The organism is Amycolatopsis regifaucium (assembly GCF_001613935.1).
Classification (GTDB): Bacteria; Actinomycetota; Actinomycetes; order Mycobacteriales; family Pseudonocardiaceae; genus Amycolatopsis; species Amycolatopsis regifaucium.
In genome coordinates, this window is the sequence record NZ_LQCI01000003.1 from 677,663 (window position 1) to 703,272 (window position 25,610).

At 68.1% G+C, this 25,610-nt stretch carries 29 protein-coding genes; 14 read left to right on the plus strand and 15 right to left on the minus strand.

What is annotated here, in order from left to right; translation table 11 throughout:
- Positions 1-15 precede the first annotated feature (15 nt).
- The 3 genes from AVL48_RS06985 to rsgA all read right to left on the minus strand — a co-directional run bounded on the left by AVL48_RS06985 (position 16) and on the right by rsgA (position 2,758).
- On the minus strand, positions 16-696 hold the full coding sequence (locus AVL48_RS06985; protein ID WP_061985928.1) for an SCO4651 family lipoprotein: 681 nt from the start codon (positions 694-696) through the stop codon (positions 16-18).
- 115 nt (positions 697-811) lie between these two features.
- Entirely contained in the window at positions 812-1,687 is an 876-nt protein-coding gene (locus AVL48_RS06990) for an SCO4651 family lipoprotein (RefSeq protein ID WP_061985926.1), read from the minus strand.
- A gap of 60 nt (positions 1,688-1,747) precedes the next feature.
- The gene (gene rsgA, locus AVL48_RS06995; protein WP_061985924.1) at positions 1,748-2,758 is read right to left on the minus strand and encodes a ribosome small subunit-dependent GTPase A; all 1,011 of its coding nucleotides are present in this window, start codon (positions 2,756-2,758) and stop codon (positions 1,748-1,750) included.
- 101 nt (positions 2,759-2,859) lie between these two features.
- Here rsgA and AVL48_RS07000 point away from each other — a divergent pair, with 101 nt between their 5' ends.
- Positions 2,860-3,618, plus strand: coding sequence for an SOS response-associated peptidase (locus AVL48_RS07000; protein WP_061985922.1), 759 nt, complete (start codon positions 2,860-2,862; stop codon positions 3,616-3,618).
- A complete protein-coding gene (locus AVL48_RS07005) occupies positions 3,615-4,223 on the plus strand; it encodes an alpha/beta hydrolase family protein (protein WP_061985920.1) in 609 nt (202 codons plus the stop codon). The genes AVL48_RS07000 and AVL48_RS07005 overlap by 4 nt, the downstream gene beginning before the upstream one ends.
- On the opposite strand, the gene AVL48_RS07010 is transcribed toward AVL48_RS07005, so the two are convergent.
- Positions 4,173-4,736: a hypothetical protein gene (locus tag AVL48_RS07010; protein WP_061985918.1), complete on the minus strand. Its 564-nt coding sequence runs from the start codon at positions 4,734-4,736 to the stop codon at positions 4,173-4,175. The genes AVL48_RS07005 and AVL48_RS07010 overlap by 51 nt on opposite strands.
- 184 nt (positions 4,737-4,920) lie before the next feature.
- A complete protein-coding gene (ybaK, locus tag AVL48_RS07015) occupies positions 4,921-5,397 on the minus strand; it encodes a Cys-tRNA(Pro) deacylase (protein ID WP_061985916.1) in 477 nt (158 codons plus the stop codon).
- Positions 5,398-5,587: 190 nt separating this feature from the next.
- On the opposite strand from ybaK, the gene AVL48_RS07020 reads away from it, so the two are divergent.
- Both AVL48_RS07020 and rsrA read left to right on the plus strand, forming a co-directional pair.
- Positions 5,588-6,226 carry a sigma-70 family RNA polymerase sigma factor gene (locus tag AVL48_RS07020; RefSeq protein WP_061986061.1) on the plus strand — a complete coding sequence of 213 codons (639 nt, stop codon included), beginning with the start codon at positions 5,588-5,590 and terminating at the stop codon, positions 6,224-6,226.
- Positions 6,223-6,546: a mycothiol system anti-sigma-R factor gene (gene rsrA / locus AVL48_RS07025; RefSeq protein ID WP_061985914.1), complete on the plus strand. Its 324-nt coding sequence runs from the start codon at positions 6,223-6,225 to the stop codon at positions 6,544-6,546. Before AVL48_RS07020 ends, rsrA begins: the two co-directional genes overlap by 4 nt.
- Positions 6,547-6,614: 68 nt before the next feature.
- On the opposite strand, the gene AVL48_RS40795 is transcribed toward rsrA, so the two are convergent.
- Positions 6,615-6,689, minus strand: coding sequence for a 50S ribosomal protein bL37 (locus AVL48_RS40795; RefSeq protein ID WP_098515123.1), 75 nt, complete (start codon positions 6,687-6,689; stop codon positions 6,615-6,617).
- Positions 6,690-6,795: 106 nt separating this feature from the next.
- On the opposite strand from AVL48_RS40795, the gene AVL48_RS07030 reads away from it, so the two are divergent.
- The gene (locus tag AVL48_RS07030) at positions 6,796-8,319 is read left to right on the plus strand and encodes a sensor histidine kinase (protein ID WP_061985913.1); all 1,524 of its coding nucleotides are present in this window, start codon (positions 6,796-6,798) and stop codon (positions 8,317-8,319) included.
- A gap of 291 nt (positions 8,320-8,610) precedes the next feature.
- On the opposite strand, the gene AVL48_RS07035 is transcribed toward AVL48_RS07030, so the two are convergent.
- Together AVL48_RS07035 and AVL48_RS07040 are read right to left on the minus strand one after the other, a co-directional pair.
- Positions 8,611-8,865, minus strand: a complete 255-nt coding sequence (locus AVL48_RS07035; RefSeq protein ID WP_037306843.1) for a WhiB family transcriptional regulator — start codon at positions 8,863-8,865, stop codon at positions 8,611-8,613.
- A gap of 273 nt (positions 8,866-9,138) precedes the next feature.
- Complete coding sequence (locus tag AVL48_RS07040) at positions 9,139-10,065, minus strand: diacylglycerol/lipid kinase family protein (RefSeq protein WP_061985911.1); 927 nt, start codon at positions 10,063-10,065, stop codon at positions 9,139-9,141.
- 278 nt (positions 10,066-10,343) lie between these two features.
- On the opposite strand from AVL48_RS07040, the gene AVL48_RS07045 reads away from it, so the two are divergent.
- A complete protein-coding gene (locus AVL48_RS07045) occupies positions 10,344-10,850 on the plus strand; it encodes a hypothetical protein (protein ID WP_074038237.1) in 507 nt (168 codons plus the stop codon).
- 57 nt (positions 10,851-10,907) lie between these two features.
- On the opposite strand, the gene AVL48_RS07050 is transcribed toward AVL48_RS07045, so the two are convergent.
- Together AVL48_RS07050 and AVL48_RS07055 are read right to left on the minus strand one after the other, a co-directional pair.
- Positions 10,908-11,390: a GNAT family N-acetyltransferase gene (locus AVL48_RS07050; RefSeq protein WP_061985909.1), complete on the minus strand. Its 483-nt coding sequence runs from the start codon at positions 11,388-11,390 to the stop codon at positions 10,908-10,910.
- On the minus strand, positions 11,390-11,983 hold the full coding sequence (locus AVL48_RS07055) for an acid phosphatase (RefSeq protein WP_061985908.1): 594 nt from the start codon (positions 11,981-11,983) through the stop codon (positions 11,390-11,392). The genes AVL48_RS07050 and AVL48_RS07055 overlap by 1 nt, the downstream gene beginning before the upstream one ends.
- A gap of 62 nt (positions 11,984-12,045) precedes the next feature.
- Here AVL48_RS07055 and AVL48_RS07060 point away from each other — a divergent pair, with 62 nt between their 5' ends.
- Positions 12,046-12,516: a hotdog fold domain-containing protein gene (locus AVL48_RS07060; protein WP_061985906.1), complete on the plus strand. Its 471-nt coding sequence runs from the start codon at positions 12,046-12,048 to the stop codon at positions 12,514-12,516.
- An 81-nt stretch (positions 12,517-12,597) separates the two neighbouring features.
- On the opposite strand, the gene AVL48_RS07065 is transcribed toward AVL48_RS07060, so the two are convergent.
- Positions 12,598-13,275 carry a hypothetical protein gene (locus AVL48_RS07065; protein ID WP_061985904.1) on the minus strand — a complete coding sequence of 226 codons (678 nt, stop codon included), beginning with the start codon at positions 13,273-13,275 and terminating at the stop codon, positions 12,598-12,600.
- A gap of 169 nt (positions 13,276-13,444) precedes the next feature.
- Between AVL48_RS07065 and AVL48_RS07070 the strand changes: the two genes are divergently transcribed.
- Entirely contained in the window at positions 13,445-15,052 is a 1,608-nt protein-coding gene (locus AVL48_RS07070; RefSeq protein ID WP_061985903.1) for a GMC oxidoreductase, read from the plus strand.
- On the opposite strand, the gene AVL48_RS07075 is transcribed toward AVL48_RS07070, so the two are convergent.
- Entirely contained in the window at positions 15,053-15,652 is a 600-nt protein-coding gene (locus tag AVL48_RS07075) for a dTDP-4-dehydrorhamnose 3,5-epimerase family protein (RefSeq protein ID WP_061985901.1), read from the minus strand.
- 400 nt (positions 15,653-16,052) lie between these two features.
- On the opposite strand from AVL48_RS07075, the gene AVL48_RS07080 reads away from it, so the two are divergent.
- Positions 16,053-17,213 carry an NAD(P)-dependent malic enzyme gene (locus AVL48_RS07080; protein WP_244162535.1) on the plus strand — a complete coding sequence of 387 codons (1,161 nt, stop codon included), beginning with the start codon at positions 16,053-16,055 and terminating at the stop codon, positions 17,211-17,213.
- A gap of 96 nt (positions 17,214-17,309) precedes the next feature.
- Here the strand turns inward: AVL48_RS07080 and AVL48_RS07085 are convergent, their stop codons facing one another.
- Together AVL48_RS07085 and AVL48_RS07090 are read right to left on the minus strand one after the other, a co-directional pair.
- A complete protein-coding gene (locus AVL48_RS07085) occupies positions 17,310-18,053 on the minus strand; it encodes a DUF4190 domain-containing protein (RefSeq protein WP_061985897.1) in 744 nt (247 codons plus the stop codon).
- 59 nt (positions 18,054-18,112) lie between these two features.
- On the minus strand, positions 18,113-19,516 hold the full coding sequence (locus AVL48_RS07090; RefSeq protein ID WP_061985895.1) for a bis-aminopropyl spermidine synthase family protein: 1,404 nt from the start codon (positions 19,514-19,516) through the stop codon (positions 18,113-18,115).
- 91 nt (positions 19,517-19,607) lie between these two features.
- Here AVL48_RS07090 and AVL48_RS07095 point away from each other — a divergent pair, with 91 nt between their 5' ends.
- Genes AVL48_RS07095 through AVL48_RS07110 form a run of 4 tightly spaced genes read left to right on the plus strand, consistent with a single transcriptional unit; the run spans position 19,608 to position 22,961 of the window.
- Entirely contained in the window at positions 19,608-20,696 is a 1,089-nt protein-coding gene (locus AVL48_RS07095) for an ABC transporter ATP-binding protein (RefSeq protein WP_061985893.1), read from the plus strand.
- A complete protein-coding gene (locus tag AVL48_RS07100; RefSeq protein WP_061985891.1) occupies positions 20,696-21,379 on the plus strand; it encodes an ABC transporter permease in 684 nt (227 codons plus the stop codon). The genes AVL48_RS07095 and AVL48_RS07100 overlap by 1 nt, the downstream gene beginning before the upstream one ends.
- Complete coding sequence (locus AVL48_RS07105) at positions 21,376-22,065, plus strand: ABC transporter permease (RefSeq protein WP_061985889.1); 690 nt, start codon at positions 21,376-21,378, stop codon at positions 22,063-22,065. Before AVL48_RS07100 ends, AVL48_RS07105 begins: the two co-directional genes overlap by 4 nt.
- On the plus strand, positions 22,062-22,961 hold the full coding sequence (locus tag AVL48_RS07110; protein WP_061985887.1) for an ABC transporter substrate-binding protein: 900 nt from the start codon (positions 22,062-22,064) through the stop codon (positions 22,959-22,961). The genes AVL48_RS07105 and AVL48_RS07110 overlap by 4 nt, the downstream gene beginning before the upstream one ends.
- Positions 22,962-23,045: 84 nt before the next feature.
- On the opposite strand, the gene AVL48_RS07115 is transcribed toward AVL48_RS07110, so the two are convergent.
- The gene (locus AVL48_RS07115; RefSeq protein WP_061986057.1) at positions 23,046-23,561 is read right to left on the minus strand and encodes a GNAT family N-acetyltransferase; all 516 of its coding nucleotides are present in this window, start codon (positions 23,559-23,561) and stop codon (positions 23,046-23,048) included.
- 390 nt (positions 23,562-23,951) lie between these two features.
- On the opposite strand from AVL48_RS07115, the gene AVL48_RS07120 reads away from it, so the two are divergent.
- Positions 23,952-25,517: a S8 family peptidase gene (locus AVL48_RS07120; protein ID WP_061985885.1), complete on the plus strand. Its 1,566-nt coding sequence runs from the start codon at positions 23,952-23,954 to the stop codon at positions 25,515-25,517.
- The last annotated feature ends 93 nt before the right edge of the window (positions 25,518-25,610 follow it).

Here is a 25,610-nt window from a genome sequence, read left to right on the forward strand (position 1 = left end):
GATCGGGGGAACGGCTCAGCGGCTGTCGCCGATCGCCTCGGGCGGCGGCGCGATGATCACCACGTCCGAGGCCCAGCTGTCGTAGTTGACCGTGGACTTGCCGAGGGTGACCCGCACCGGGCGCTGCTCGGCGTCGAGCCACATTTCGGCGGGCGCGCCGCCGAGGTCGAGGACGTAATGTGTGGCGGCCGTGCCGTTCACGTCGGCCTGCTCGGATTTGACGACCTTGCCGGACTTCGAGATCCGGTCGATCGTGCGCGTCGGATCCATCGTCTCGACGACTTTCGTCATCAGCTCGCCGTTGGCCGCGGAGACCGCGTCCTTGCCGCCGGCGGTGATCTTGACCCATTCCTTGCCGGTCTTGACTTCCTGGAGCTGCGCGTCGGACAGGTGGTAGTAGAGGACGCCGTCGGCGAAGATCAGGTCCCGTTTCTCACCGCCGATCTCGGCGACCATGGAGAACTTGCTGTTCGGTCCTTCGTAGAGCCCGGAACTGGTCACCACGACCTTGCGGCCGTCCTCCGCGGTGGTCTCCAGCGCCACTTTCGACGAGCGGGCCTTCTGCGTGCCGGCGGCGGCGACCGAGGCCAGCTGAGCAGCGTCAGTGGCCGGCTTCGCCACCGGTTTCTCTTCCCCGGAACAACCGCCCAGCAGCAAGATGGCGGTACAGACGGCGGCGAATCCGGTGGCACGCATAGGACTCCCTCGGGTGAATGGTCTGTACCACCACCGTAGCCAGAGAACGGCGGCGCGTGAAGGCCCCCTTCCCTTGGTCGAGCCGAGGGAAGGGGGCCTTCACGCGGAGCAGGGGCTAGCTACCTGCCCTCTTCCTCATTTCGGTGTAGTCGCCCACCTCGTCGGCCGGTGGCGGAGTGACCTCCACCGGCACGCCCCAGTCGCTGTAGGTGTAGGTCGACTTGACCTCGCCCTCAATGGCGCTGCCGGCCGACTTCAGGAACGAGGTCAGGTCCATGGTCAGCTTCAGCGGAAGCTGCTCGGCGTTGAACCACATTTCCGCGGGGACCCGCAAATCCTTGCCCTCGAGCCGCTTCTCGATCTTCGCCCGTTGGTCGGCGGGGACATCGTCGCCGAGGAACAGGGCGATCTGCTTCTTGACGTCGTATTCCACGAAATAGTGGTTCACCGGCACGCCGTTCAGCTGGGTCTGCTCCGAGCGGACGATTCGGCCGGTCTTCTCGATCAGCTCCAGCTGCTTCGCCGGGTCGCCCATCTCGAACGACTTCACCATGGCCTTCCCGAAAGCCTTGGTCTGGGGGTCATCGCTGTCCAGGTCGACCGCTCCCCAGTTCTTGTCCGTCTTGAGCTCGGCTTTTTCGGAAGGATCGAGCTTGAGGAACAGCGTCCGGTTCACCAGGCGCAGGGTGCCCGGTTCGCCGTCGATGGTCATGTTCGCCTCGATCTTCGAGGCGGGGCCGTCGTAGAACGCCGTCAAGGTGCCCGTGACCTTCGAGGTGCCGAGCGCGCCGTCGATGGTCGTCTTGGAGGACTTGGTCTTCGCTGTGCCCTGCTTCGCGGCCTCGACCAGGCCGAGCGCGTCGGTGAACGGGGTGGCCAGCGCCAGCTCGCCGCCCTTGTTCTCGCCAGTCGCGCTCGGGCGGGCGCCGCAGCCGGTGACCACGAGGGCCAGTGCCGCGGCCACCGCGGCGAGCTTGGTTACGCGTTTCAACGTTGAACCCCCAGAGAGTTGATCTAATCCGAACGGAGTATCGCACCAGCGCGGATTTAGTTACCGCTCGTCGTCATGTCCGGCCCGCGAGCCCAAAAGGCGACGCAAGGAGCCCAGCCGCTCCGGGCTGGCGTGACCCTCGGTGACCACGTCGTCGAGCGCGCAGTCCGGATCCGACGGCGGTCCGAGGTGACCACAGCCGGAGGGGCATTCCTCGGCCGCCTCGGCGAACTCCTCGAACGCGAGCACGATGTCGTCCGCGGTCACGTGGGCGAGACCGAACGAGCGGATGCCGGGGGTGTCGACGACCCAGCCGCCGCCGGGCAGCGGGAGCGCGACGGCCGCGACCGACGTGTGCCTGCCCTTGCCGACCGCGCTGACCACCCCGGTCGCCAGTCCGGCGTCCGGCACCAGCCGGTTGACCAAAGTGGACTTCCCGACCCCGGAATGCCCGACCAGCGCGGTGACCCGGTCCTTGAGCCGTCCGGCCAGTTCGTCGGGGTCCTCGTCGTGCCGGGTGACCACGGCCGGGATGTCGAGACCCGCGTAACCGGCGAGGAGTTCGTCCGGGCTCGCGAGGTCTGCCTTCGTCAGGCACAGGACGGGCTCGAGTCCGCCGGCGTAGCAGGCGACGAGACAGCGGTCGATGAAGCCGGTGCGCGGCGGGGGATCGGCCAGCGCGGTCACGATCAGCAACTGTTCGGCGTTGGCGACGACCACCCGTTCGTAGGGATCGGTGTCGTCCGCGGTCCGGCGGAGCACGCTGGAGCGTTCATCCACCCGGATGATCCGGGCGAGGGTGTCCGGCTTGCCGCTCACGTCGCCGACGATGCCGACGGTGTCGCCGACGACGACCGAGACCCTGCCCATCTCGCGGGCCCGCATCGCGGTGACGACCCGATCCGGATCCGAGTCGATCGCGCAGGTCCAGCGCCCGCGGTCCTTCCCGATGACCATCGCGGTGGAGGCGTCGGCGTGCTCGGGACGGCGTTTGCTGCGCGGTCTGGTGCCCTTGCCGGGACGGATCCGCACATCGGATTCGTCCAGCCTGCGCCAGTCCTTGCCCGACAAACCGCCTCCTGCTCTTCGAACACCGCGGAAGAATGATCCCATGCCGCTCGCGATCGCTTGGCGAGCGTGTAACGATGGCTGTTCGACGAGGAGGTTTTCGCATGTGCGGGCGCTATGCCGCCACGAAGGACCCCGCCGCGCTGATCGACGAGTTCGCCGCGGTGGACCTGACCGAAGGCCGGGTGCGGACCGATCACAACGTGGCGCCGACCAAGGAGGTCGCCACCGTGGTGCAGCGGCATCCCCGGGACGCCGACGGCGCGGTGCTCGAGGACGAACCGGCCGTCCGGTCGCTGCGGATGATGCGCTGGGGCCTGGTCCCGTTCTGGGCGAAGGATCCGGGCGTCGGCTCGAAGATGATCAACACGCGCGCCGAGACGGCCAAGGAGAAGCCGTCCTTCAAGAAGGCGGTCTCTTCGCGGCGTTGTCTGGTCCCCGCGGACGGCTGGTACGAGTGGCGCCGCGACGGCAAGGAGAAGCAGCCCTTCTTCATGACAGGTCCCGATGACGCTTCGCTCGCCTTCGCCGGTATCTGGGAAACCTGGCGGCCGAAGGACGACAAGGACGCGGACCCGCTGATCACCTTCTCGGTGATCACCACGGACTCGGTCGGCAGGCTCACCGACATCCACCACCGCATGCCGCTGCTGATGCCGCGCGAGAAGTGGGACACCTGGCTCGACCCCGACCTGTCCGACGTCACCGACCTGCTCGTCCCGCCGTCGGCGGAGCTGGTCGACACGATCGAGCTGCGGCCGGTGTCCAGTCTGGTCAACAACGTCCGCAACAACGGGCCGGAGCTGCTCGACCGCGTCGAACCCGCCGCCGACAGCGCGCTTTTCGATCTGCCGAACTCATGACGAAACTGGAGATCGACACCGCCTACGGTCCCGCGCGGGCCGAGCTGCACTGTGCCGAGGAGGGAATCGCGGTCCTGATGCTCGGCCACGGCGCGGGTGGCGGGATCGGCGCGAAGGACCTGGTCGCGGTCACACGGGCGGCGCAGGCCGCCGGCGTGCACGTCGCGCTCGTCGAGCAGCCGTACCGGGTGGCCGGCCGCCGCGCGCCCGCCCCGGCCACGCAGCTGGACACCGCCTGGCTCACCGTGGCCGACGAGATCTCCGCCCGGTTCGACGCTCTCCCCATCGTGTTCGGCGGCCGGTCCTCCGGGGCGCGGGTCGCCTGCCGGACGGCCGCGGCGGGGCAGGCGGTGGCGGTGCTCTGCCTGGCCTTCCCCGAGCATCCGCCGGGGAAGCCGGAGAAGACCCGGCAGGCCGAGCTGGACGCCGTCGAGGCGCCGACCCTGGTGATCCAGGGCGAACGTGACCCCTTCGGCTTGCCCAAGGGCGGCCCGCATCACGAGATCGTGGTGCTCAAGGGCGACCACAACCTCAGCGCCGACCTCGAAGGCGTGTCACGCGCGGCCGCCGAGTGGCTCGAGCGTGTGCTGCGGCCGCTCACCTGAGTGTCGCCGCCGGGCGTAGTGCACGGTGACGGCCGCCAGCAGCGGACCCCAGAGCAGGAGCGGGGCGTAGCAGGCGGCCATGACGACGCCGTAGACCGGCGAGGTCTCCCAGCTGCCCGGCGACATCGAGGAACCGGCCTCCGCCCAGCCGAACAGCCCCTGCACCCCCAGCGCGGTCAGGATGATCGCCCCCGCCGCGGCCGGGACGATCGCCGCGAGCGGTGGGACGGGACGGCCGCGCAATCCCGGGATCCAGCGTGGCCACACTTCGCCCCACGGCCGGACGAGACCGAGGGTGAGGAACGCGAGTGCCTCGGCGAGGATGCTCAGTCCGAAGACGTAGGCCGTGCCCCAGCCGGGAATGCCGAACTCCACCAGCCCTTGCGCGGTGAACCCGACCGGGAGGCCCAGTCCCATCGCGATCCGCCACAACCCGGACGGCAGGGTCGCCAGCAACGTCGCGTGTGCGGCGAGGTTCGCCCACTTCGGTACGCCGGGCACGGTGTTCGTCATTTCGGGGCCCCCAGGAGTCGTCGTTCGCTTGCCGATGACGATTCCCGAGTCCGGCCGGGCGATCTTCCCGCTGCGGGCCGACCTCCCTCCCTCGCGAGGGTGATTCTCCCGCCCGCATTTCGTCCTCTAAATGCGGTAGTTGCACGCGCAAGGACCGCATTTAGAGGACGAAATGCGGGAAGTGTCAGCTCGCGATCGGGGCCACCACGGCACCGGTGAGCCGCACCAGGTCGCCGGGCGCGAGTTCGACCTCCAGGCCCCGCCGCCCGGCCGAGCAATGCACGGTCTCGAACTTCTCCGCGGTGGCGTCGATCACCACCGGGAGCCGGCTCCGGTGCCCGAGCGGCGAGATCCCGCCGAGCACGTATCCCGTCGCGCGCTGCGCGGCGGCCGGGTCGGCCATCTTCGCCTTCTTCCCGCCCGCGGCGGCGGCCAGCGCCTTCAAATCCAGCTGACCGGTGACCGGGACCACGCCCACGGTCAGTTTCCCGTCGACGTCGGCGACCAGTGTCTTGAATACGCGCGCGGGGTCCAGCCCCAGCGCTTCGACCGCTTCGAGACCGTACGACTCGGCCCGCGGGTCGTGGTCGTACGCGTGCAACACGTGCGGCACTTTCTGTTTCGCCAGCAGCGCCGTCGCCGGGGTTCCCTTGCCTGCCATGGGCGGAGTCTACGAGCGCGCCGGGAATGCCCGGCCGGGCCGCACTGTTGGAAGGCACGTGTCCACCACACTGGAAGCTCCCCGAATCCTGATCCCGCGCACGCCGGGCGGCCAGGTGATCCGCCCGCGCGTAAACTCGACGACGTCTCATGCGCACAAGCGCATCGACGCCGATCGGGAAGGGAACGGTTTGCCGAGCACGGAGAATCCTGCGCCGGAAACGGGCACGGACGCCGAAGAGGCGGCCGTGCGGGCCGAGCGCTTCGAGCGGGACGCGATGCCCCTGCTCGACCAGTTGTACTCGGCCGCCATGCGGATGACCCGGAACCCCGCCGACGCTGAGGACCTCGTTCAGGAGACGTACCTGAAGGCGTACGCGGCTTTCGCCTCCTTCAAGGCGGGTACGAACCTCAAGGCGTGGATGTACCGCATCCTCACGAACACCTACATCAACGGCTACCGCAAGCGTCAGCGTCAGCCGGTGCAGCAGCCCACCGAGGAGATCACCGACTGGCAGATCGCCAAGGCGGAGAGTCACACCTCCAGCGGCCTCCGCTCGGCCGAGGTCGAGGCGATGGACAATCTGCCCGACATCGACGTCAAGGAAGCGCTGCAGAAGCTGCCCGAGGAGTTCCGCCTCGCGGTCTACCTCGCCGATGTCGAAGGTTTCGCGTACAAGGAGATCGCCGAGATCATGGACACGCCGATCGGCACCGTGATGTCCCGGCTGCACCGCGGCCGTGCCCAGCTTCGTGACCTGCTCGCCGACGTCGCCCGCGAGCGGGGCTTCATCCGCGCCGGCAAACAGCAGGAGGTGGCGGGGCGATGACCGAGGACTATTGCAGCGGTGCGGACGACAAGGTCAAGTGCGAAGAGGCCCTCGCCGACATCTACCTGCTGCTGGACAAGGAATGCAGCGCCGAACGCGACGCGGCCCTGCGCAAGCACATCGAGGACTGCCCGCCGTGCCTCGAGGAATATGGCATCGACGAGCACATCAAGCAGCTGCTCGCCCGCAAATGCGGTGGTGACCACGCGCCGGACGAGCTGAAGTCCCGGCTGCGGGCTTCGATCCGCCAGACCGTGCAGACCAAGGGCGCGCTCACCATCGAGCGCACCGACGTCAAGATCGAGCAGAGCTTCGAATAGCCCACTTCGGACACGCGAAGGCCCCCGTACCGAATCCGGTGCGGGGGCCTTCGCCGTCCGATCGATGATCAGGCGTTGGGCTTCTTGCCGTGGTTCGCGCCGTTCTTCTTACGGTCGCGACGCTTGCGGGCGCGCTTCGACATGTTCCACTCCTTGTCCAAGTGGCCCTCGCGGGGTGATACGACACCGCTGGGCCAGGGTCAACCGCTCCAGTGTGTCATGCGGCTCCCACCCTGCTTGGATGGGGACGTGTCCACCCTCTCCGACCTGCTCGCCGAGAACACCGGTCTGTCCGGCGAAGCCGCGGATCACCTCCAGACCGTGGTCGCCGAATGGCAGCTGCTCGCCGACCTTTCCTTCGCCGACTTCCTGCTCTGGGTAGCCGTCTCCGAAGAGCTGCAGCCCGACGGCGGGGACTACGTCTGCGTCGCGCACGCACGCCCGACGACGGCGCCCACGGCCCATCCGGAGGACGTCGTCGGCTCCCGGTTCACCGTGGCCGAGCATCCGCAGCTGGCCAAGGCGAGCCGCGAGGTGCGGATCTGCCGTGAAGAGGATCCGCACTGGTATCGCGACCTGCCGATGCGCCGCGAGGCCATCCCGGTGGTGTTCGGCGGCACGGTGATCGCCGTCCTCAGCCGGGAGACCAACCTGGCGGCCTCGCGGGTACCGAGTCCGCTCGAGATCGCCTACCTCGGCAGCGCGGGCGACCTGTGCCAGATGATCGTCGACGGCACCTTCCCCAGCCCGGGAAACCAGACTGACACGCACACCAGTCCGCGCGTCGGCGACGGCCTGATCCGCCTCGATCCGACCGGCACCGTGGTCTTCGCCAGCCCGAACGGGTTGTCCGCCTATCACCGGATGGGGCACGAGTCCGATCTCGTCGGGCAGCGTCTCGCGCCGCTGACCAGGTCGCTCATCCGTGACCCGTTCGACGCGACCGAGGTGTCGCACCGGATCATCGAGGCGCTCGACGGCAAGCCCAGCAGCCGCACGGAGGCGGATTCACGCCGCGGTGCCGTCGTGCTGTTCCGTGCGCTGCCGTTGCGTCCGGCCGGGCAGGCCGCCGGCGCCCTGGTGCTGGTGCGCGATGTCACCGAGGTGAAGCGCCGCGATCGCGCCCTCCTTTCGAAGGACGCGACCATCCGCGAGATCCACCATCGGGTGAAGAACAACCTGCAGACCGTGGCCGCGCTCCTGCGGCTGCAGTCGCGCCGGACCTCCAGCGAGGAGGCACGGCTCGCGCTCGGTGAGTCCGTGCGCCGGGTTTCGTCGATCGCGATGGTGCACGAGGCGCTGTCCATTTCCGTGGACGAGCGGGTCGACCTCGACAAGCTGCTCGACAACGTCCTGCCGATGGTCGGCGAGGTCGCGACGGCCGAGTCCCAGGTCGGGCTTTCCCGCAAGGGCTCGTTCGGGATCGTCGTCGCCGAGATCGCGACGCCGCTGGTGATGGTGCTGGCCGAACTGGTGCAGAACGCCATCGAGCACGCCTTCCCCGGCGGACGGCCGGGCAAGGTCGAACTCGAGGTGGAACGGTCGGCCCGCTGGCTCGACGTCGTCATCCGCGACAACGGGCGCGGACTGCCTTCGGGGTTCTCCTTGGAACGCAGCGACGGCCTCGGACTGCAGATCGTGCGGACGCTGGTGGAGTCGGAACTGCGCGGTTCGCTGTCACTTCGCGGAATGCGCGGGGAACAAGAGGAAACCGGCGGTCGCCGGGCGGGAACCGAGGCGGCCTTGCGGATCCCGCTTTCCCGCCGTCTCTAGTGGACTGTCCCCTTTGAGCATCCTTTGTGGACCGTCTGGTCCGGACACGTTTAAGGGCCGGCGCCCGAAGAGAAGTGGCGCCGGCCCTGCAACGGTGCTGCGGGAGGACTGGAGAAAGTCCGGTGAAGCCATACCCCCATGGGGGGTGTGTCGGCCTCGCTTGTTAAGCTCAAGTCGGGTACGTGTCACCTCGCAGCGCACGGCTATACAGCCATTGCGCCGCGGGAGTTTCCCGAAGCTTGGATGTAGCTTTTTGGTTGCTGTGATGAAGCGTGCTGAGTCTCGAAAGACTCAGGCGGAGGTACGCGTGCCGATGTGCGTACGACGGCGCTTCAGGGCCCGTCGCTCGTCCTCGCTCATCCCGCCCCAGACGCCTGCGTCCTGCCCGCTGGCCAAAGCCCAGGCCAAGCAGTCGGATGCGACGGTGCAGCGGTGGCACACGGCCTTCGCCTGCGTTACCTGCGACAGAGCCGGACCACTGGTTCCCACGGGGAAGAACAGCTCGGGGTCCTCGTCTCGGCAGGCCGCGTCATGGCGCCAGTCCATGTTTCTGAGCTCCTTCATAACGGCGCGGTACTCCGCGCCATAGTCGTCATGGCGGTCGTTTTTTTGGGTGCTTGTGAATGCTTTCACGAAGCACCCGTTTCGACAAGGGTTTTCTGAAGATCGGTGAGTCAGCTCACCCGGCCGAGCGACGCTCCTGACCTGCGGTTTCGTTCCGAAACGGTCTCCCCTTGGGAAGGCCGATGCGGTGAGCGGAGGTTCTGCGTCGATGAGCGGCAGATAGCACTTTGCCGCAGGCGATCAGCGGCCGGGTCTTCACACGGTTACTGTCAGTGCTCCCGGGACGCTGAAGAACTCCACCCTCGTCCGCTGGCCGACGAGGTCGCCGTCCACCTGGAAGTTTACCGGTTCGGCAGCGTCGATGCGGATCATCGGCAGGTCATCGTGACGAAGGAGACGTCGTCCGCGTTGGTCGCTCTTCGTGAGCAATGCCTGCCGTACATGCTTGAACACGGTGGGCAACCGCAGACCGCTCAACGCGAAAAGGCCCAATCCGGTGTCGAACGAGCTGCCCGGGTTGAGGTGAACGGGACGGTCACCCAGGTAACTCCACGGATCGGTGTTCGACACGAAAGCGGTCAGCACTTCGGTGGGCTCTTCACCCGGGATCCGCACGGTGAGGGGCGGGCGACCGAGCGGAGGCCGTAGATGGGACGCCACCGCGGCCCTCAGGTAGAGCCCCGCCGTGGTCTGCTTGCCCCGTCGCTTGGCCACCCGGCCGACGACGTCGGCGTCCCAGCCCATGCCGGCGTTGAAGGTGAACCAATGGCCGTCGGCGAGCCCGAGGCCGACTTTGCGGCTCCGGTCGTTCTCGATGGCGTTGAGGAGCTGATGGGTCGCTTCCACCGGATCGTGCGCGATCCCCAGCGCGCGGGCGAACACGTTCGCCGAGCCGCCCGGTACGACACCGAGCATGGGGACGTCGCCGATTCCGGCCGGATCGCCGTCGGCGTCCGCGAGGAGGCCGTTGACGACCTCGTTGACCGTGCCGTCGCCGCCGTGGGCGACCACCAGGTCGATCCCGTCACGGGCGGCCGAGCGCGCCACGGCCATCGCGTGGCCGCGGTAGTCGGTCTCCACGACGTCGAGCTTCACCTGGCTGGCCAGCGCGTGGGCCAGCACGTCACGGCCACCGGCGGTGGTCGAGGTGGCCTGGGGATTCACGACGAGGATGGCACGCACTACCGCAGGGTAAGTGACGTCGGCCCGTAGGGGGGAGCGTCAGGTGACGCGAAGCTCAATGCCCGTGCGTCCTCGAAGCAGCACCGTATGACCCTGTGGCGGGCGTTCCTCCTCATCGCCGGCGACTCTCGCTCGTCGTGACAAGTGCACCCGGGCCGACCGCCCGCTCATCGACGACGCCTCCAATTCTTCCCAGCCGGCGGTCAGGGGAAACCGGCCGTCCGGGTGGCATACGATCGAAAGCGCTCACGTACGGTGACCCGCCCTGCGGGAACGCCGTGTCCGGAAGCCTGGAAGGCTGTTTCGCCGTGTCCATCGCCGACAAGCTCTCGCCCGCGCCCCGTGAAGTCCGCCTCGCCGGGGCCATCACCGCGCTCCCGGGTCTCGCCCTCATCGTGTTCGCGGTCCTGCTGCTGCTCAACGGCCGAGCCGGACCGGAGAACCTGCTGGCCGAGGTCGCCTATTACCTCGTCCTCGCCGCCGGAACGCTGGCCTGCGCGGCCGGTCTGCTGCTCGGGAAGGTCTGGGCGAGGTCGCCGGGGGTGGTCGTCGGGCTCATCCTGATCGGCGTCGGCTGGTATGGCGCCGGGCCGTCCGGGCAGCCCGTCTGGGGCGTGCCTCTGGGTCTGGTCGGCGTCCTCGTCATCGTGCTGCTGTTCCGCCGATCCTCGCGCGCGTGGGCGCTCGGGCTGCGGGAAGGCGAGACCGAGGAAGAGGCCGCCGAACGCGACGGCGCCGCGGGCCGTGCCGCCCGCCGGGAGCGCGAAGAGCGCGACAGTACATGATGGCCCCCTTCCTTGCGCCTAGCGCAAGGAAGGGGGCCATCATGTACTTCCGAGAGGTCAGACCTGCGCCGCGAGCGCCTTCAGTGGCTCGTCGGTGAGCCGGTCCACGGTCCACTCGTCCATCGGCACCGCGCCGAGCGACTTGTAGAAGCCCTGTGCCGGATTCCAGTTCAGCACCGACCATTCGAGGCGGGCGTAACCGCGCTCGACGCAGACCGCCGCGAGGGTGGCCAGCAGCGCCTTGCCGAGGCCGGAGCCACGCTGCTCAGGGCGGACGTAGAGGTCCTCCAGGTAGATGCCGTGCACCCCGCGCCAGGTGGAGAAGTTGAGGAACCAGAGCGCGTAGCCCACGATTTCGCCGTCGACCTCGGCGACGTGCCCGAACAGGGCGGGCGCCTCGCCGAACAGCGCGGTGCGCAGCTGTCCGGGAGTGAGGTGGCACTCGTCGGGAGCGCGTTCGAATTCGGCGAGGTCGTAGACGAGCTGAACGACGGCGTCGACGTCTTCTTCCTTGATGCGCCGGATGCGATCGTCGGACACTAATCCTCCGTGGTGGGGAGCAGGTTGAGGTGTTCGATCTGCGGCTCGCCGCGTTCGTCGCCGAGCACCGCGACCCCGGCCGGGTCGAGTCCGAAGTGGACGCCCGCCGTCGACGGCAGCCCGATCCAGCGCGCGACCAGGACCCGGCTGAAGTGGCCGTGACCGACCAGGATCACGTCACCCGAGCCGAGCGGCTCGCGGACGCGGTCGATCAGCTTGTCCGCGCGGGCGTTGACGTCCTCCGCGCTTTCGCCGCCGGGAACCGGATGCGACCAGACCGTCCAGCCGGGAACGGTCTCGCGGATCACCGGGGTGGTGACGCCTTCGTAGTCGCCGTAATCCCATTCGGCCAGCTCTTCGGTGACCTCGTCGACGCGCAGCCCGGCCAGTTCGGCCGTCCGCAGCGCGCGGGTGCGCGGGCTGGAGAGGACGAGCGCGGGAGCACCGCCGAGCACGGCGCGCAAGGTGCCGCCGGCGGCGCGGGCCTGCCCTTCGCCGGCGGTGGTGAGCGGGATGTCGGTGCGGCCGGTGTGCCGTCCGTTGACGGACCACTCGGTCTGACCATGCCGGAGGAGGAAGAGCCGATGAGCCACGTTGCGAATATAGCCTGCGGTCCGGTTATGCTACCGGCGAGTAACATGGTGAGGAGACCGTGATGGCGCAGAATCCGACCTACGCGATGTGGAACAGGCTGGCCGGGAAGCCGGTCGGCAAACAGCTGTTCTCGGCGGCGATGTGCCTGCGTGTGCCGTACTTCCGGACGGTGCTGCCGTCGGTGCGCGAACTGCGTCCCGGCCGCTGCGAGGTGACGGCCCCGAAGTGGTGGGGTGTTTACAACCACATCAAGACTTTTCACGCGATCGCGGCATGCAACCTCGCCGAGATCGCCATGGGCATGCTCGCCGAGGCGACCGTCCCGACGACGCATCGCTGGCTGCCCAAGGGGATGACGGTCGCCTATGTGGCGAAGGCCGAAACCGGCCTTCGGGCCGTCGCCGAACTGCCGGAGTTGCCGGAATTCGGCGACGAGGGCTTCGAGCTGCCGGTGCCGGTGACGATCACGGACACGACCGGGAAGCCCGTCGTGACCGCGACCATCACCATCTGGGTGACCAAGAAGAAGTAAGGCGCCCTTGCTACGCATTTCGTCCTCTGAATGCGGTCCTTGCGCGTGCAACTACCGCATTCAGAGGACGAAATGCGGTGGTCAGAGGGACTTGAAGCGCACGTAGGTCGTCTGCTTGAGGGTGTTCGCCCCGCTCGGTGACGGCAGGCCGAGCAGGCGGTCGGCCACCGGCGTCAGCCGTCCGCAGCCGGTCGTGCCCGGCAGGGCGAGTTGCGTGTCCACGACGCCGAACTTCACCGTCTTCGGGTTCTGTGAGATCACCTCGAAGGGCACCGCGGGATCGTCCTTGACGACGGAGTGAAGCGGCGCGTCGAACGTGCCGATCGTGCATCCCTTGGGCAGCAAGGGATGCCGCAGGACGGCGTACAGGTCCAGTTCGCCGCGGCGTTCGTCGTTCGACTGGAAGTCCGAGTAGCCGCCGTACTTCAGCCGCATGCTCGCGCCGAAAGTGCCGTCCACCCTGGCGGGGGCGTGGCGTAGTTCGCCGAACACCTGCGCGTATTTCCCGTCCACCTCACCCTCGGAAAACGTCAGCCGCATCTCGCCGAGCGCGATCTCCCGGTTGCCGACGGTCAGAACTCCTTGAGAGACAAAGGCTTCACACCGCCAGGTGCCCGGGTCGGCGTTGGCGGGCGGGGCGGGACACGCGGAGAAGTCGAAGTCGGGCAAGGGTGACGGCGCCGCGGAGGCGTGGCCGGGGAAAGCGAAGAGGGCGGCGGCGGACAGTGCGGCCGCGGCCGCTGCGAAAAGACGTCTCATGACCGGAAAGAGTGGCCCGTGCCGCTTGACGCCACATCGGGGAAGGTACCCAGGGGAATCCCGGAAATCGCCACGTTCGAGTGAAAATTAACGGTGTTTACCCAGCTGACGCGAATCCGCTTCGGATTCGGTCTTGAAGGCCCGTGAAGCGGCGGGTGATCATCGGCCCATGTCCCCACTGTCGCGCCGCACGTTCCTCGGGTTCACCGCCCTCAACTCCGCCGCCGCTCTCGGTCTCACCACGATTTCCACCGCGCGGGCCGAAGAAGCGGCTCCGGGCTTCTCGACGGCAGTGGTCGTCGGCACCGGTTACGGCGCCGCCGTCACCGCGCTCCGCCTCGGCGAAGCCGGGATTCCCACCGTCATGCTCGAAATGGGCAGGCTGTGGGCCGACCCGGGCCCCGACGGCAAGGTCTTCTGCGACATGCTCAACCCGGACCGGCGAGCCATGTGGTTCAAGAACCGCACGCAGGCGCCGCTCGCGTCCTTCCTTTGGCTGGATCTGGCGAACCGGGACATCAAGCGGTACCCCGGCGTCCTCGACAGGGTGAACTACGGCGACATGTCCGTGTACGTCGGCCGAGGGGTCGGCGGCGGCTCGCTGGTCAACGGCGCGATGGCCGTGACGCCGAAACGCTCGTACTTCGAGGAGATCCTGCCCGCCGTCGACGCGGACGAGATGTACGGGACGTACTTCCCCCGGGCGAACCGCGCGCTCGGGGTGAACGACATCGACCCACGCTGGTTCGAAACCTGCCGTTCCTACCGCTACGCGAGGGTTTCGCGGAAGGCCGCGACGCGAGCGGGCCTCAAGACGGTGTTCGTGCCCAGCGTCTACGACTTCGAGTACCTGAAACGGGAAGAAGCGGGCACGGTGCCGCGGTCGGCGCTCGCGTCGGAGGTCATCTACGGCAACAACCACGGCAAGCGTTCCCTCGACAAGAGCTATCTCGCGGCCGCGCTCGGCACCGGGAACGTGACCATCAAGACCCTGCACCAGGTGCGGGGGATCACTCGGCAGACTGACGGCACCTACGTGCTGACCGTGCACGAAACGTCGGAGAACGGCACGGTCGTGGCGAGGAAGCAGCTCGGCGCGAAGTACCTCTTCCTCGGTGCCGGCAGCCTCGGCTCGACAGAACTCCTCGTGCGGGCGCGGGAAACCGGGACGCTGCCGGACCTGAACGAAGAGGTCGGCCGTGGCTGGGGGACCAACGGCAACGTGATGCTGGGCCGCGCCAACCACGCGTGGGATTTCGGCGGTTCGCTGCAGTCGGGGATGCCCGCGCTCGGCATCGACGCGTGGGACGACCCGGTGAACCCGGTCTTCGCCGAGGTCGCGCCGGTGCCTGCCGGGGTCGAGACGTGGCTGAGCCTGTATCTGGCGATCACGAAGAACCCCGAACGCGGCCACTTCACCTACGACGCCGCCGGCGATTCCGCGCGACTGCGGTGGAGCGCCGGGCAGGGGACACCGTCGATCGACGCGGCGAAGTCGTTGTTCGACAAGGTCAACCGGGCGAACCGCACGGTGTACCGGAGCGACCTGTTCGGGGATACGCGGTCGTTCGAGAACCGGTTCACCTATCACCCGCTGGGTGGGTTGGTGCTGGGCAAGGCCACGGACCTCTATGGCCGCGTGAAGGGCTATCGGAACCTTTACGTGACCGACGGGTCGCTGATTCCCGGCAGTACCGGCGTGAACCCGTTCGTGACGATCACCGCCCTGGCGGAGCGGAATGTGGAACGGGTGCTGCTGGAGGACGTGCGGCGGTAGCTAGGCCCGCAACTTCTCGTAGTACGCGACGCACTCGTCGTAACGCGGCAACAACCCCTGGTCCAGTGCCTCTTTCAGGTTGGGCGCGCTGATGTCCTTTTCGGACAGCAGAGGTTCGATGTCTCGCGGCCACGGCAACGCGAGGTCGGCGTCCATCGGGTTGATGCCGTGCTCGCCGGCCGGGTTGTACGGCTCCGAGCAGAGGTACGTCATGACGGTGTCGTCTTCGAGCGCCATGAAGGCGTGGCCCAGGCCTTCGGCGATGTAGACCGACTTGTACTCGGAACTGTCGAGCACCACGGACGTCCATTCGCCGAAGGTCGGCGATCCCGCCCGCAGGTCGACGATGACGTCGAGCAGCGATCCGTTCGGGCAGTAAATGTATTTCGCCTGCCCTGGCGGCGTGTCCGCGAAGTGCACGCCGCGAACGGCGCCGCGCCGGGAAACGCTCGTGTTGGTCTGCGCCAGGCGAAGCCGATGTCCGACCGCTTCGACGAACGCCTCCTCTTGGAACGGTGCCACGAACAGGCCGCGGTGATCGGGGAAAACGCGCGGGGTGAACTCGAAGCAGTCGGAGATGCTGAGGCGCCTGGCTTGCATGACCTCAATGCTAACGAGGGCTGACGCCGCCTTACCAAACCGGATGGACGTCTTGCGAAACCTCTCCTGAGCTGCGGAAAGCCGGGCCTGTTTGTGACATCAACCGCACCAGAGGGACACACTGGTCCGGGGTCCTGTCACAATGATCTGACCGCTGCGTCCGCGGCCCTCGCCACACCCACGGCACCGATGGCCGATTGGACGCTTCGCCGACAGGCCGGCGCTACCGCGCTGGGCTGCCGTGTCGGAGGACGAGTTACCCCAGGCGGCCGGGTCATGCCCTTTCGACCTGACCGTCTACCAGTTCCCCCGCTCGCAGTCCCAGGAGAATCCAGTGACTTACGCTCCAATCGAGACTTCGCCGTCCTTAGCCACGGCGGAAGCAATGACGGGATCCACCATGACCACGCCAGTGACCGACGCCGAGATCTTCGAAGGACACGAGGGCGGCAAGCTCTCCGTGGCCGCGACGCGGCCGATCTCCTCGCCCCGTGACCTTTCGGTCGCGTACACGCCTGGGGTGGCGAAGGTGAGCCTCGCGATCGCCGAGGACGCGGCCAAGGCGAAGCGGTACACGTGGGCGGACAGGCTGGTCGTGGTGGTCAGCGACGGTACGGCGGTGCTCGGCCTCGGTGACATCGGCGCGAGCGCCTCGCTGCCGGTCATGGAGGGCAAGTCGGTCCTGTTCAAGACCTTCGGCGGGCTCGACTCGATCCCGCTGGTGCTCGACACCACCGACGTCGACGAGATCATCGAAACCCTGGTCCGGCTGCGCCCGTCGTACGGTGCGGTGAACCTGGAGGACATCTCGGCGCCGCGGTGCTTCGAGCTGGAGGACAGGCTCAAGGAGGCACTCGACTGCCCGGTCATGCACGACGACCAGCACGGCACGGCGATCGTCACGCTGGCCGCGCTGCGCGGGGCGAACCAGGTCCTCGGCAAGGACATCTCCGGCCAGCGCGTGGTCGTCTCGGGAGCGGGCGCGGCGGGGGTGGCCTGCGCCAGGATCCTGCAGAACGCCGGGGTCGCGGACGTCACCGTGCTCGACTCGCGCGGGATCATCCACGAAGGCCGCGACGGCCTGAACCCGATCAAGCAGAAGCTGGCCGAGACCACGAACACGGCCGGTCTGCGCGGCGGGCTCGGTGAGGCACTGAAGGGTGCCGACGTCTTCCTCGGCCTGTCCGGCGCGACCATCGACGAGACGCTGCTGGCCGGGATGGCCGACGACGCGATCGTGTTCGCGCTGTCCAACCCGGACCCGGAGGTCCACCCGGTCGCGGCATCGCGGTACGCCAAGATCGTGGCGACCGGACGCAGCGACTTCCCGAACCAGATCAACAACGTGCTGGCGTTCCCCGGCGTCTTCCGCGGCGCGCTGGACTCCGGCGCGCGGGCGATCACCGAGAACATGAAGCTGGCCGCGGCCGAAGCGATCTTCTCCGTCGCGCAGGACGACCTCGGCCCGGACCGCATCGTCCCGAGCCCGCTGGACCCGCGGGTCGCGCCCGAGGTGGCCGCGGCGGTCGCGAAGGCCGCCGAGGCCGACGGCGTGGTGTGACAGTTCCTTTCATGCTCGCGTAAGTGCTATGAAAGGCCCCTTCCTTGCGAAATTCGCAAGGAAGGGGCCTTTCATTGCGGGTGGGGGTTGCGCTCCTCAGCCAGTGGGAATCGCCAGATCGGCGCCAGAGGTGAGCACGGAAGCGGTCAGCTGTGCGTCGGGCGAGTAGATCGTGCAGAAGACGGTGCGCACGCCGTGTTCCCAGCTCTCCCGTCCGGGCGCCAGGTAACTCAGATCGGCGTAGACCCCGGCGGCCTCGAGCCGCGGACGATCCACGTTCTTGGCCATGATCCGCAGGCACTGGACCACCGCCTCCGCCCTCAGTTGCTCGGCGCCGGGCCAGGGGCCGTCCGCCGCGGCGAAGGCCCCGATCGCCTCGGTGCTGTGCGCGTTCCCGCACGAGGTGAGTTCGACGCTGTCGAAGGTGCCCTTGACCTTGGGTTGTTCGAAGCATTCGCCCGGCTTCAAGGTGCAAGCGTCCGCGTGCCCGGGCGACGGAGTGGCGCAACCCGCGCTCTGCGGGCCCGCGGTGTCGTGGCGCAGATCGTCCATGGTGTTCCCGAGCAGGGCGACCCAGCCGACCGCCCAGAACCCCGCGGCCGCGAGACCGCCGATCGCCAGGCCCCGGCCCGGCCGCTTCCCCGGACCGGTCTGGGTGAGCGCGATGACGCCCACGATCATCGCGGGCAGTAACGGCAGGGCCAGACAACCGGTCAGCCCCAGTACGAGCGCGGCGATCGCCAGGCCGCTGGTCTTGTGGTGGTGTGGCGGTGGCCCGGGTGGGTGGACGAACCCGTACGGCTGTGCGATCGGCGTTCCCGGCCCCAGCGGATTGTTCATGGCCCGAACCTACGAAGGACGCATGAAGTTCCGATGACACAACGGCCGCGAGAACCGCGTCAGTCGAGCAGTTCCGTGAGCCGGTGCCGGGGGAGGTCGATCAGCCGGGCGTCCGTCAGGTCCGACGGGACGTCGAGTGAGACGTTCGCCAGCCGCGCGTGCGCCCGGGTCAGTAGTTCGTTCTGGTGCTCGATGGCGTCCGCGACGACGATGGCGTGCCGGTTGTCCGGGGTGCTGCGCAGCAGCCGTAGCCGGTATTTCGCGCCGACCAGCCGGTTGAGCGCGGTCTGCGCTTCGGCGTTGGTCAGATCCGGATGCGAATTCGGGACCAGTAGCGCGAGCCGACGCGCGTTGGTGCCCAGCAGGGTCCGCAGCAGCCACGGGCCGGGGTCGGCCGAGAGATCCATCGCGACCGCGTCACCCTCCGGTCCGGAAACCGACCAGTCGACCGGCCGTGATTCCAGCGCCAGCCCGCCCTCGGTGGCGATCTCGTGCAGCTTGTCCAGCAACGACGGCTTGGCCGCCCCGGCGGACTCCACCGACTGCGGTCCGTGGGTGTAGATCGCGGACTTCCCTTTGCCGCCGCGGTTCTTCTTCGACTTCGCGGTCGGCTGGCAGACGTAAAGATCCGCCGCGCTCCCGATCGCCTGCGCGCCGAAGTACCGGTTGAAGCCCGGCAGGATCGCTTCGAAGGTCAGCCCGAGCGTCGCGAGCGCCCGCTGTACCTGCGCGCCCAACGCGGGATGCCGGGGGCTGTAGCCGTAGGCGAGCAGCAGTCGCCCGTCCGAGGGTTCGGCGAGCGCTTGGACCCCGCGCGCGGCGAACAGGCCCATTCCTTCGGGGGTGTAAGGCGGATCACTGAACACGAGATCCATCCGCCCGGTCACCGCGGGTGGCAGGCCGACCCGCAGGTCCGTGTGCAGGGTGCGGATCGACCGCTCGCTGAGTTCGTCGATGTAGGCCAGCACGCGATCGTCGAGGTCGACGACGGTGAGGTCCGCGTCCGGCCGCAGCGCGCGCACGGCCAGTGAAGTGAGGTCGTGGTCGCCGAGGAACAGCAGCTTCGCCGTGTCCAGGTCGTACTGCTCGTCCAGCCACAGCGCGCGGTTCAGCACGGTCTCCGGCGTCGCCTGCACGTGGTCGAGCGCGGACAGCGGCGGCGGCACGTTCTCGACGTAGCTGGTGATGGTCTTCAGCAGGTCGGGATCGATTTTCCGGTCTCGCGCCTCGAAGCGCGCGTACTTCTCGCGGGCGGCGGGGGTCAGCCGGAAACGGGCTTCGGCCCGCTCGAGGTCATCACCGAGCGCGTTCAGGACGTCCTCGACACTCCGGCGTGGCGCGGTACTGATCCGGATCAGCTCGCCGAGATCACGCCAATCCGTCCGGAGCAGGGAAATCACCTGATGGAGCGGTCGCACGTGGACACCGTGCGCAGCCAGGACGTCACCGAGGGGAGAACTCACGGGCCTCAGCCTAGTGACCCGCTGCTTGAGACACCGTGCCAACGCCCGCGATCTGGGCTACGGTTTTTCGACCAGACATGGGGAGAGACACGTGACTATCGAGTTCCGTGGCGTGACGAAGCGGTATCCGGACGGGACGGTCGCGGTCGACGACCTGAACCTCACCGTGGAGGACGGCACCATCACCGTCTTCGTCGGGCCGTCCGGCTGTGGCAAGACCACGTCGCTCCGGATGATCAACCGGATGGTCGAGCCGACCTCGGGCACGGTACTGCTCGACGGCGAGGACGTCAGCGACGGCGACCCGGCCCTGTTGCGCCGCGGTATCGGCTACGTCATCCAGCACGCGGGCCTCTTTCCACATAGGACCGTCCTCGACAACATCGCCACCGTGCCGCTGTTGTCCGGCTGGGACAAGGGCAAGGCGCGCAAGCGCGCGGCCGAACTCCTCGAAACCGTCGGCCTGCCCACGGAACTCGGCAAGCGGTACCCCGCCCAGCTTTCCGGCGGCCAGCAACAGCGGGTCGGTGTCGCCAGGGCGCTCGCGGCGGACTCGCCGGTGCTGCTGATGGACGAGCCGTTCTCCGCCGTCGACCCGGTCGTGCGCGAGGAACTGCAGGACGAGCTGCTGCGCCTGCAGTCGCAGCTGGGAAAGACGATCGTGTTCGTCACCCACGACATCGACGAGGCCGTGCGGCTCGGTGACAAGATCGCGGTGCTCCGCGTCGGTGGTGTGCTCGCGCAGTACGGCACGCCCTCGGATGTCTTGCGTCACCCTGTCGACGACTTCGTCGCCTCGTTCGTCGGCAAGGACCGCGGCTACCGCGGGCTCTCCTTCCTTCCCGCGGAAGGGATCGTCGTCGAAGAGGTCAAGCGGGTCGAGGTCGGCAAGCCGGTCGCGGGCACGGTCGACGAATGGCTGCTGGCGGTCAACGCCGAAGAGCAGCCACGCGGCTGGCTCCGCCCCGAGTCCACTGTGGACGGCGAGCTGGCCGAAACGGATCTGGTCGCGGGCGGCTCGCTGTACGTCCAGGGAACGCCGATCCGCGGCGCGCTCGACGCGGCGCTGTCGTCACCCGCGAGTCTCGGCGTCGTCGTCGATTCCGGTAACAAGGTCCTCGGCGTGGTGAGAGCCAAGCAGGTTCTCGAAGTGATCGAAGCGCTGCCACTGGGTTCCTGATGGGGGACTTCTTCGCGGAACTCGGCCGCTACCTCGGCAGCGCCCACAACCGCTCGCAGTTCTTCGGTGATCTGCTCGACCACATCTACCTCTCGCTGGTGCCGCTGGTACTGGGACTGGTGATCGCGGTACTGGCCGGCTGGCTCGGGCACCGGTTCTCCGCGGCGCGTTCGGTGCTGCTGGTGGTGTCGAACCTGCTGTACACGATCCCGTCACTCGCGTTGTTCGTGGTGATCCCCGGCATCATCGGCTCGAAGATCCTCGACAGCGTCAACGTCATCGTCGCGCTCACCGTCTACACCGCCGCCCTGCTGGCGCGCCCGGTGCTGGACGCGCTCGACGCCGTCCCGCCGCACGTCGTCGCGGCGGCGACCGCGGTCGGCTACAAACCCGCGCGCCGATTCCTCGCCGTGGAACTGCCGCTTTCGGTGCCGGTGCTCGCCGCGGGCGTCCGGGTGGCCTCGGTCAGCAACATCAGCCTGGTCAGCGTCGGCGCGCTGATCGGAACCGGCGGGCTCGGCGTGCTGTTCACCGACGGCTTCCAGCGCGAGTACTTCTCGCCGATCGTCGTCGGCATCGTCGCGACGCTCCTGCTCGCGTTGATCGTCGATCTGCTGCTGGTACGGCTGCGTGATGTCCTCACACCCTGGAACCGGGTGGCGACCACGGCGGGGGCGAAATGATCGGCGACGTCGTGAACTGGTTCGGTGACCCGGCCCATTGGCAGGGCACCGACGGCATCCTCAACCGGCTTCTGCAGCATCTCGGCTACACGGTGCTGGCCTTGGTCTTCGCGGTGGTGATCGCGATCCCGCTCGGGCTCTACGTCGGGCACACCGGCCGCGGCGCGGTGCTCCTGGTGAGCGGCGGCAACGCGATCCGCGCGCTGCCGACGCTGGGGTTGGTGACCTTCCTGTTCCTGCTGATCACCGAAAGCGTGACCTCGACGATCATCGGTCTCGTGGTGCTCGCCATCCCGCCGATCCTCGCCGGGACGTACGCGGGGCTGCAGGCGACCGACCACGGCGTGGTCGACGCGGCGCAGGGCATCGGAATGACCGGCTGGCAACGGTTGTGGAAGGTCGAGGTGCCCATCTCGCTGCCGCTCGTGCTCGGCGGGGTGCGCAACTCGGTGCTGCAACTGGTGGCGACGGCGGCCGTGGCCGCTTACGTCGGGCTCGGCGGACTCGGCCGGTTCCTGCTCGACGGACTGGCCATTTTGGACTACCCCCAGGTCGTCGCGGGCGCTGTCCTGACGACGTTGCTCGCCGTCGTGCTGGATCTCCTCCTGGCGGGCGTCCAGCGGGCGCTGGTGCCCAAGGGAGTCCGGCTGGCGCAGGCCGCGAGCGGGAAGAAGGCGAAGGTATGAGGCGGACGGTGGCGGCATTGTTCGCCGGGATCGCTTTGCTCGCGACGGGATGCGGAAACCCGCTGGCGGGCGGCGCCGAGGGTGGCGCGACCGGTGACATCATCATCGGCGCCTCCGACGTCGGGGAAAGCCTGCTGCTGGCCCAGATCTACGCGGGCGCGCTGCGCAACGCGGGTGCGGAGAACGTGACCGTGCGCCCGCCGGTCGGCAGCCGCGAGGTCGTCGTCAAGGCGCTGCAGGACAAATCTCTTTCGGTGGTTTCCGACTACAGCGGGAATCTGCTGCGTTACTTCGACAAGGAGACGCAGGCGACCACACCGCAGGACGTTTACGCGCAGCTGAAACGGAAATTGCCGCCGGGCTTCGAGGTGCTCGACCAGGCGCCCGCCGAGGACAAGGACCTTTTGGTGGTGCGCAAGGAACTCGCCGATTCCGGGGTGAAGACCTTCTCCGAGCTCGGCCCGCGCTGCAAGGATCTCGTCTTCGGCGGTCCTGGCCAGTGGAGCAGCCGCTGGAAGGACAAGATCAAGACGCTCTACGGCTGCGAGTTCGCCGAGATCCGCACGACCGACACCGGCGGCCCGGTCACGGTCGCCGCGCTGAAGTCCGGCGACATCCAGGTCGCCGACCTGTTCAGTACGTCGTCGACGATCGCCGCGAACGGCTTCGTGCCGCTGGTGGACGACAAGAACATGTTCCCCGCACAGAACATCGTGCCGCTGATCGCGAAGGGGACGTTGTCGCCGAAGGAGGTCGAGGCGCTGAACCGCGTTTCGGCGGCGCTCACGACCGATCAGCTGACCGAGCTGAACGTCCAGTTCAGCGAGGAGAAGCGCAACCCGCTCGACGTCGCCGAGGAGTTCCTGCGCCGGAACAACCTCCTCGCCCCCTCCTGAGCCCTGCGTTTAGTCCTCTGAATGCGGTCCTTGCGCGTGCAACTACCGCATTCAGAGGACTAAAGGCGGGCGGGGAGCAGGGCGTTAGAGGCGGTCGAAGGCGGGTGAGTAGCGGAACGCGCCCCGAAGACCGGGGTCGTAGGCGCGGAGCGTGCGGACCTGGAAATGCGGCGCCCACTCCGCGACCGGCGGCGTGATCCCGTGCTCTTCGGCGAGGACGAAACCGAACCGGGAGTAGTAGCGCGGGTCGCCGAGGAGGACCACGGCCCCGTAGCCGAGCGCGTCCGCCGCGCCCAGTACCGCGTGCACGAGTGCCGAGCCGATGCCGGAAGCGTGATACTCGGGCAGCACACCGAGCGGGCCCAGGCCGACCGTCGACTTCCCGTCGGAGCCGAGGCGGGCCGGGCTGCAGCAGACATGCCCGACGACTTCCCCTTCGCGTTCGGCCACGATGGAGAGTGCGCCGATCAGATCGCCGTCTTCACGCAGCTCGTCGACGAGTTTCGCCTCGACCACCGGAACACTGAGTTTCGCGAAAGCGGCCAGGTGGACGGCGTGGATCGCCTCGCGGTCGGCCGGAGTTTCCTGTCTGAGCAACATGCGGACGAGCATGCTCCCTCCGAAGGTAGGATGGAAATCGATTTCCGCTGGGCGAGGTCGCGACTTTAGTAGGCGGCCATCCGTGTGTACTTCCACGCCACTGAAACGACCGGTCGGCGGGAAAGCGACCACGCGATGTGCGGTTCCCCAATTCTTCGTGGGCCGTACGGGCGCAAAACGCGACTAAAGGCGGGGGCTGAACGGTGCCGACCTGCGCTTGAAGCGTGTCCATTACCCCCGAGATGTCCGTAATGCAAGGTCTTCCTTGGGGTGAACCCGCGACTTAGTCTCAGCCTGCGCTCCTAAGTGGAACGCGCTTCACCTCTGAGTCACCCCACCGATCCGGCGGACGCTTACGTCCGTGGGTCGACCCTGCCTGGGAGGAATATCTTGAACAATTCCCTGGGAACCTTGAAGAGACGTCTGCCCGCCTTCGGCGTCGCCGCGGCCGTCGCCGTGCTGACGGCACTCGGCGGCGCCAACGTCGCTTCGGCGGCGGAGGGTTCGATCGTCAACGCCGGTAGCGACAAGGCGATCAAGGACAGCTATATCGTCGTGCTGAAGGACGGCTCGTCGGTCGAGGCCACCGCGAAGAACATCACGAAACGCCACGGTGGCACGGTCGAGAAGACCTTCGCGTCTTCGGTCCACGGCTTTTCCGGTGCGCTGACCGAAAAGCAGGCGAAGCGTGTCGCCGCCGATCCGGCGGTCGCCTACGTGGAGCAGAACCAGACCGTCTCGATCTCGGCGGACCAGCTGAACCCGCCTTCGTGGGGCCTGGACCGGGTCGACCAGCGAAACCTTCCGCTGGACCAGAAGTACAGCTACAGCACCACGGCCTCCAACGTCACCGCCTACGTCGTCGACACCGGCATCCTCACCACGCACCCCGACTTCGGCGGGCGCGCGACCCACGGCCGTGACACCGTCGACAACGACAACGACGCCACGGACTGCCAGGGCCACGGCACCCACGTCGCCGGGACCATCGGCGGCACCGCGCACGGGCTGGCCAAGGGCGTCAAGCTCGTCGCCGTCCGCGTGCTGAACTGCTCCGGTTCCGGCACGACGGCCGGCGTCATCGCCGGTGTCGACTGGGTGACCGCGAACGCCGTCAAGCCCGCCGTCGCGAACATGAGCCTCGGTGGCGGCGCCTCGGCGACCCTCGACCAGGCCGTCCAGCGGTCGATCGCGGCCGGTGTCACCTACGGTGTCGCGGCCGGTAACGACACGGGCGCCAACGCCTGCAACGTCTCGCCCGCCCGTACGCCGGAAGCGATCACCGTCGGCTCGACGACGAACACCGACGCGCGGTCGAGCTTCTCCAACATCGGCACCTGCCTCGACATCTTCGCGCCGGGCAGCAACATCACCTCGACCTGGCTGAACAACGGCACCAACACCATCAGCGGCACCTCGATGGCGACCCCGCACGTCGTCGGCGCGGCGGCCCTGTACGCCTCCGCCAACCCGACGGCCACGCCGAAGCAGGTCCGTGACGCGCTGGTCGCCAACGGCACCAAGGACAAGGTGACCAACCCGGGCACCGGTTCGCCGAACGTGCTGCTCTACACCGGTACCGGCGGTGGCCCTGGCCCCGAGCCCACGCCTTGCGGCACGCAGACCAACAGCAGCCCCGTCGCCATCCCCGACGCGGGTGCCGCGGTGAGCAGCACCGTCAGCGTCGCGAACTGCGCCCGCAACGCTTCGGCCACCACCAAGGTCGCCGTGAACATCACCCACACCTACGTCGGTGACCTGGTCATCGACCTGGTCGCGCCGGACGGCACCTCGTACCGCCTCAAGGGTTCGAGCAACGACTCGTCCGACAACATCAACACCACCTACACCGTCAACGCCTCGGCCGAGGCCGCGAACGGCACCTGGACGCTGAAGGTCCAGGACGTGTACCGGGCCGACACCGGCACGCTCAACAGCTGGTCGCTGACCCTCTGATCCACTCCTGGAGTGCGTGAAGGCTCCCTTCCTCCTGCTGGGAAGGGGGCCTTTCACGTATCCGGAGGGTGATTCGGCCCCCAGTTGCCGCGT

Bases quoted from the DNA above. Each gene is read 5' to 3' on its own strand.
- AVL48_RS07110 (WP_061985887.1), top strand. From the start codon at position 22,062: ATGAGGCGGACGGTGGCGGCATTGTTCGCCGGGATCGCTTTGCTCGCG.
- AVL48_RS07010 (WP_061985918.1), bottom strand. From the start codon at position 4,736: ATGACGAACACCGTGCCCGGCGTACCGAAGTGGGCGAACCTCGCCGCA.
- AVL48_RS07075 (WP_061985901.1), bottom strand. From the start codon at position 15,652: ATGCAAGCCAGGCGCCTCAGCATCTCCGACTGCTTCGAGTTCACCCCG.
- AVL48_RS07060 (WP_061985906.1), top strand. From the start codon at position 12,046: ATGGCGCAGAATCCGACCTACGCGATGTGGAACAGGCTGGCCGGGAAG.
- AVL48_RS07105 (WP_061985889.1), top strand. From the start codon at position 21,376: ATGATCGGCGACGTCGTGAACTGGTTCGGTGACCCGGCCCATTGGCAG.
- ybaK (WP_061985916.1), bottom strand. From the start codon at position 5,397: ATGGCAGGCAAGGGAACCCCGGCGACGGCGCTGCTGGCGAAACAGAAA.
- AVL48_RS07085 (WP_061985897.1), bottom strand. From the start codon at position 18,053: ATGAACAATCCGCTGGGGCCGGGAACGCCGATCGCACAGCCGTACGGG.
- AVL48_RS06985 (WP_061985928.1), bottom strand. From the start codon at position 696: ATGCGTGCCACCGGATTCGCCGCCGTCTGTACCGCCATCTTGCTGCTG.
- AVL48_RS07080 (WP_244162535.1), top strand. From the start codon at position 16,053: ATGACCACGCCAGTGACCGACGCCGAGATCTTCGAAGGACACGAGGGC.
- rsrA (WP_061985914.1), top strand. From the start codon at position 6,223: ATGACCGAGGACTATTGCAGCGGTGCGGACGACAAGGTCAAGTGCGAA.
- AVL48_RS07115 (WP_061986057.1), bottom strand. From the start codon at position 23,561: ATGTTGCTCAGACAGGAAACTCCGGCCGACCGCGAGGCGATCCACGCC.
- AVL48_RS07000 (WP_061985922.1), top strand. From the start codon at position 2,860: ATGTGCGGGCGCTATGCCGCCACGAAGGACCCCGCCGCGCTGATCGAC.
- AVL48_RS07070 (WP_061985903.1), top strand. From the start codon at position 13,445: ATGTCCCCACTGTCGCGCCGCACGTTCCTCGGGTTCACCGCCCTCAAC.
- AVL48_RS07035 (WP_037306843.1), bottom strand. From the start codon at position 8,865: ATGGACTGGCGCCATGACGCGGCCTGCCGAGACGAGGACCCCGAGCTG.
- AVL48_RS07005 (WP_061985920.1), top strand. From the start codon at position 3,615: ATGACGAAACTGGAGATCGACACCGCCTACGGTCCCGCGCGGGCCGAG.
- AVL48_RS07100 (WP_061985891.1), top strand. From the start codon at position 20,696: ATGGGGGACTTCTTCGCGGAACTCGGCCGCTACCTCGGCAGCGCCCAC.
- AVL48_RS07065 (WP_061985904.1), bottom strand. From the start codon at position 13,275: ATGAGACGTCTTTTCGCAGCGGCCGCGGCCGCACTGTCCGCCGCCGCC.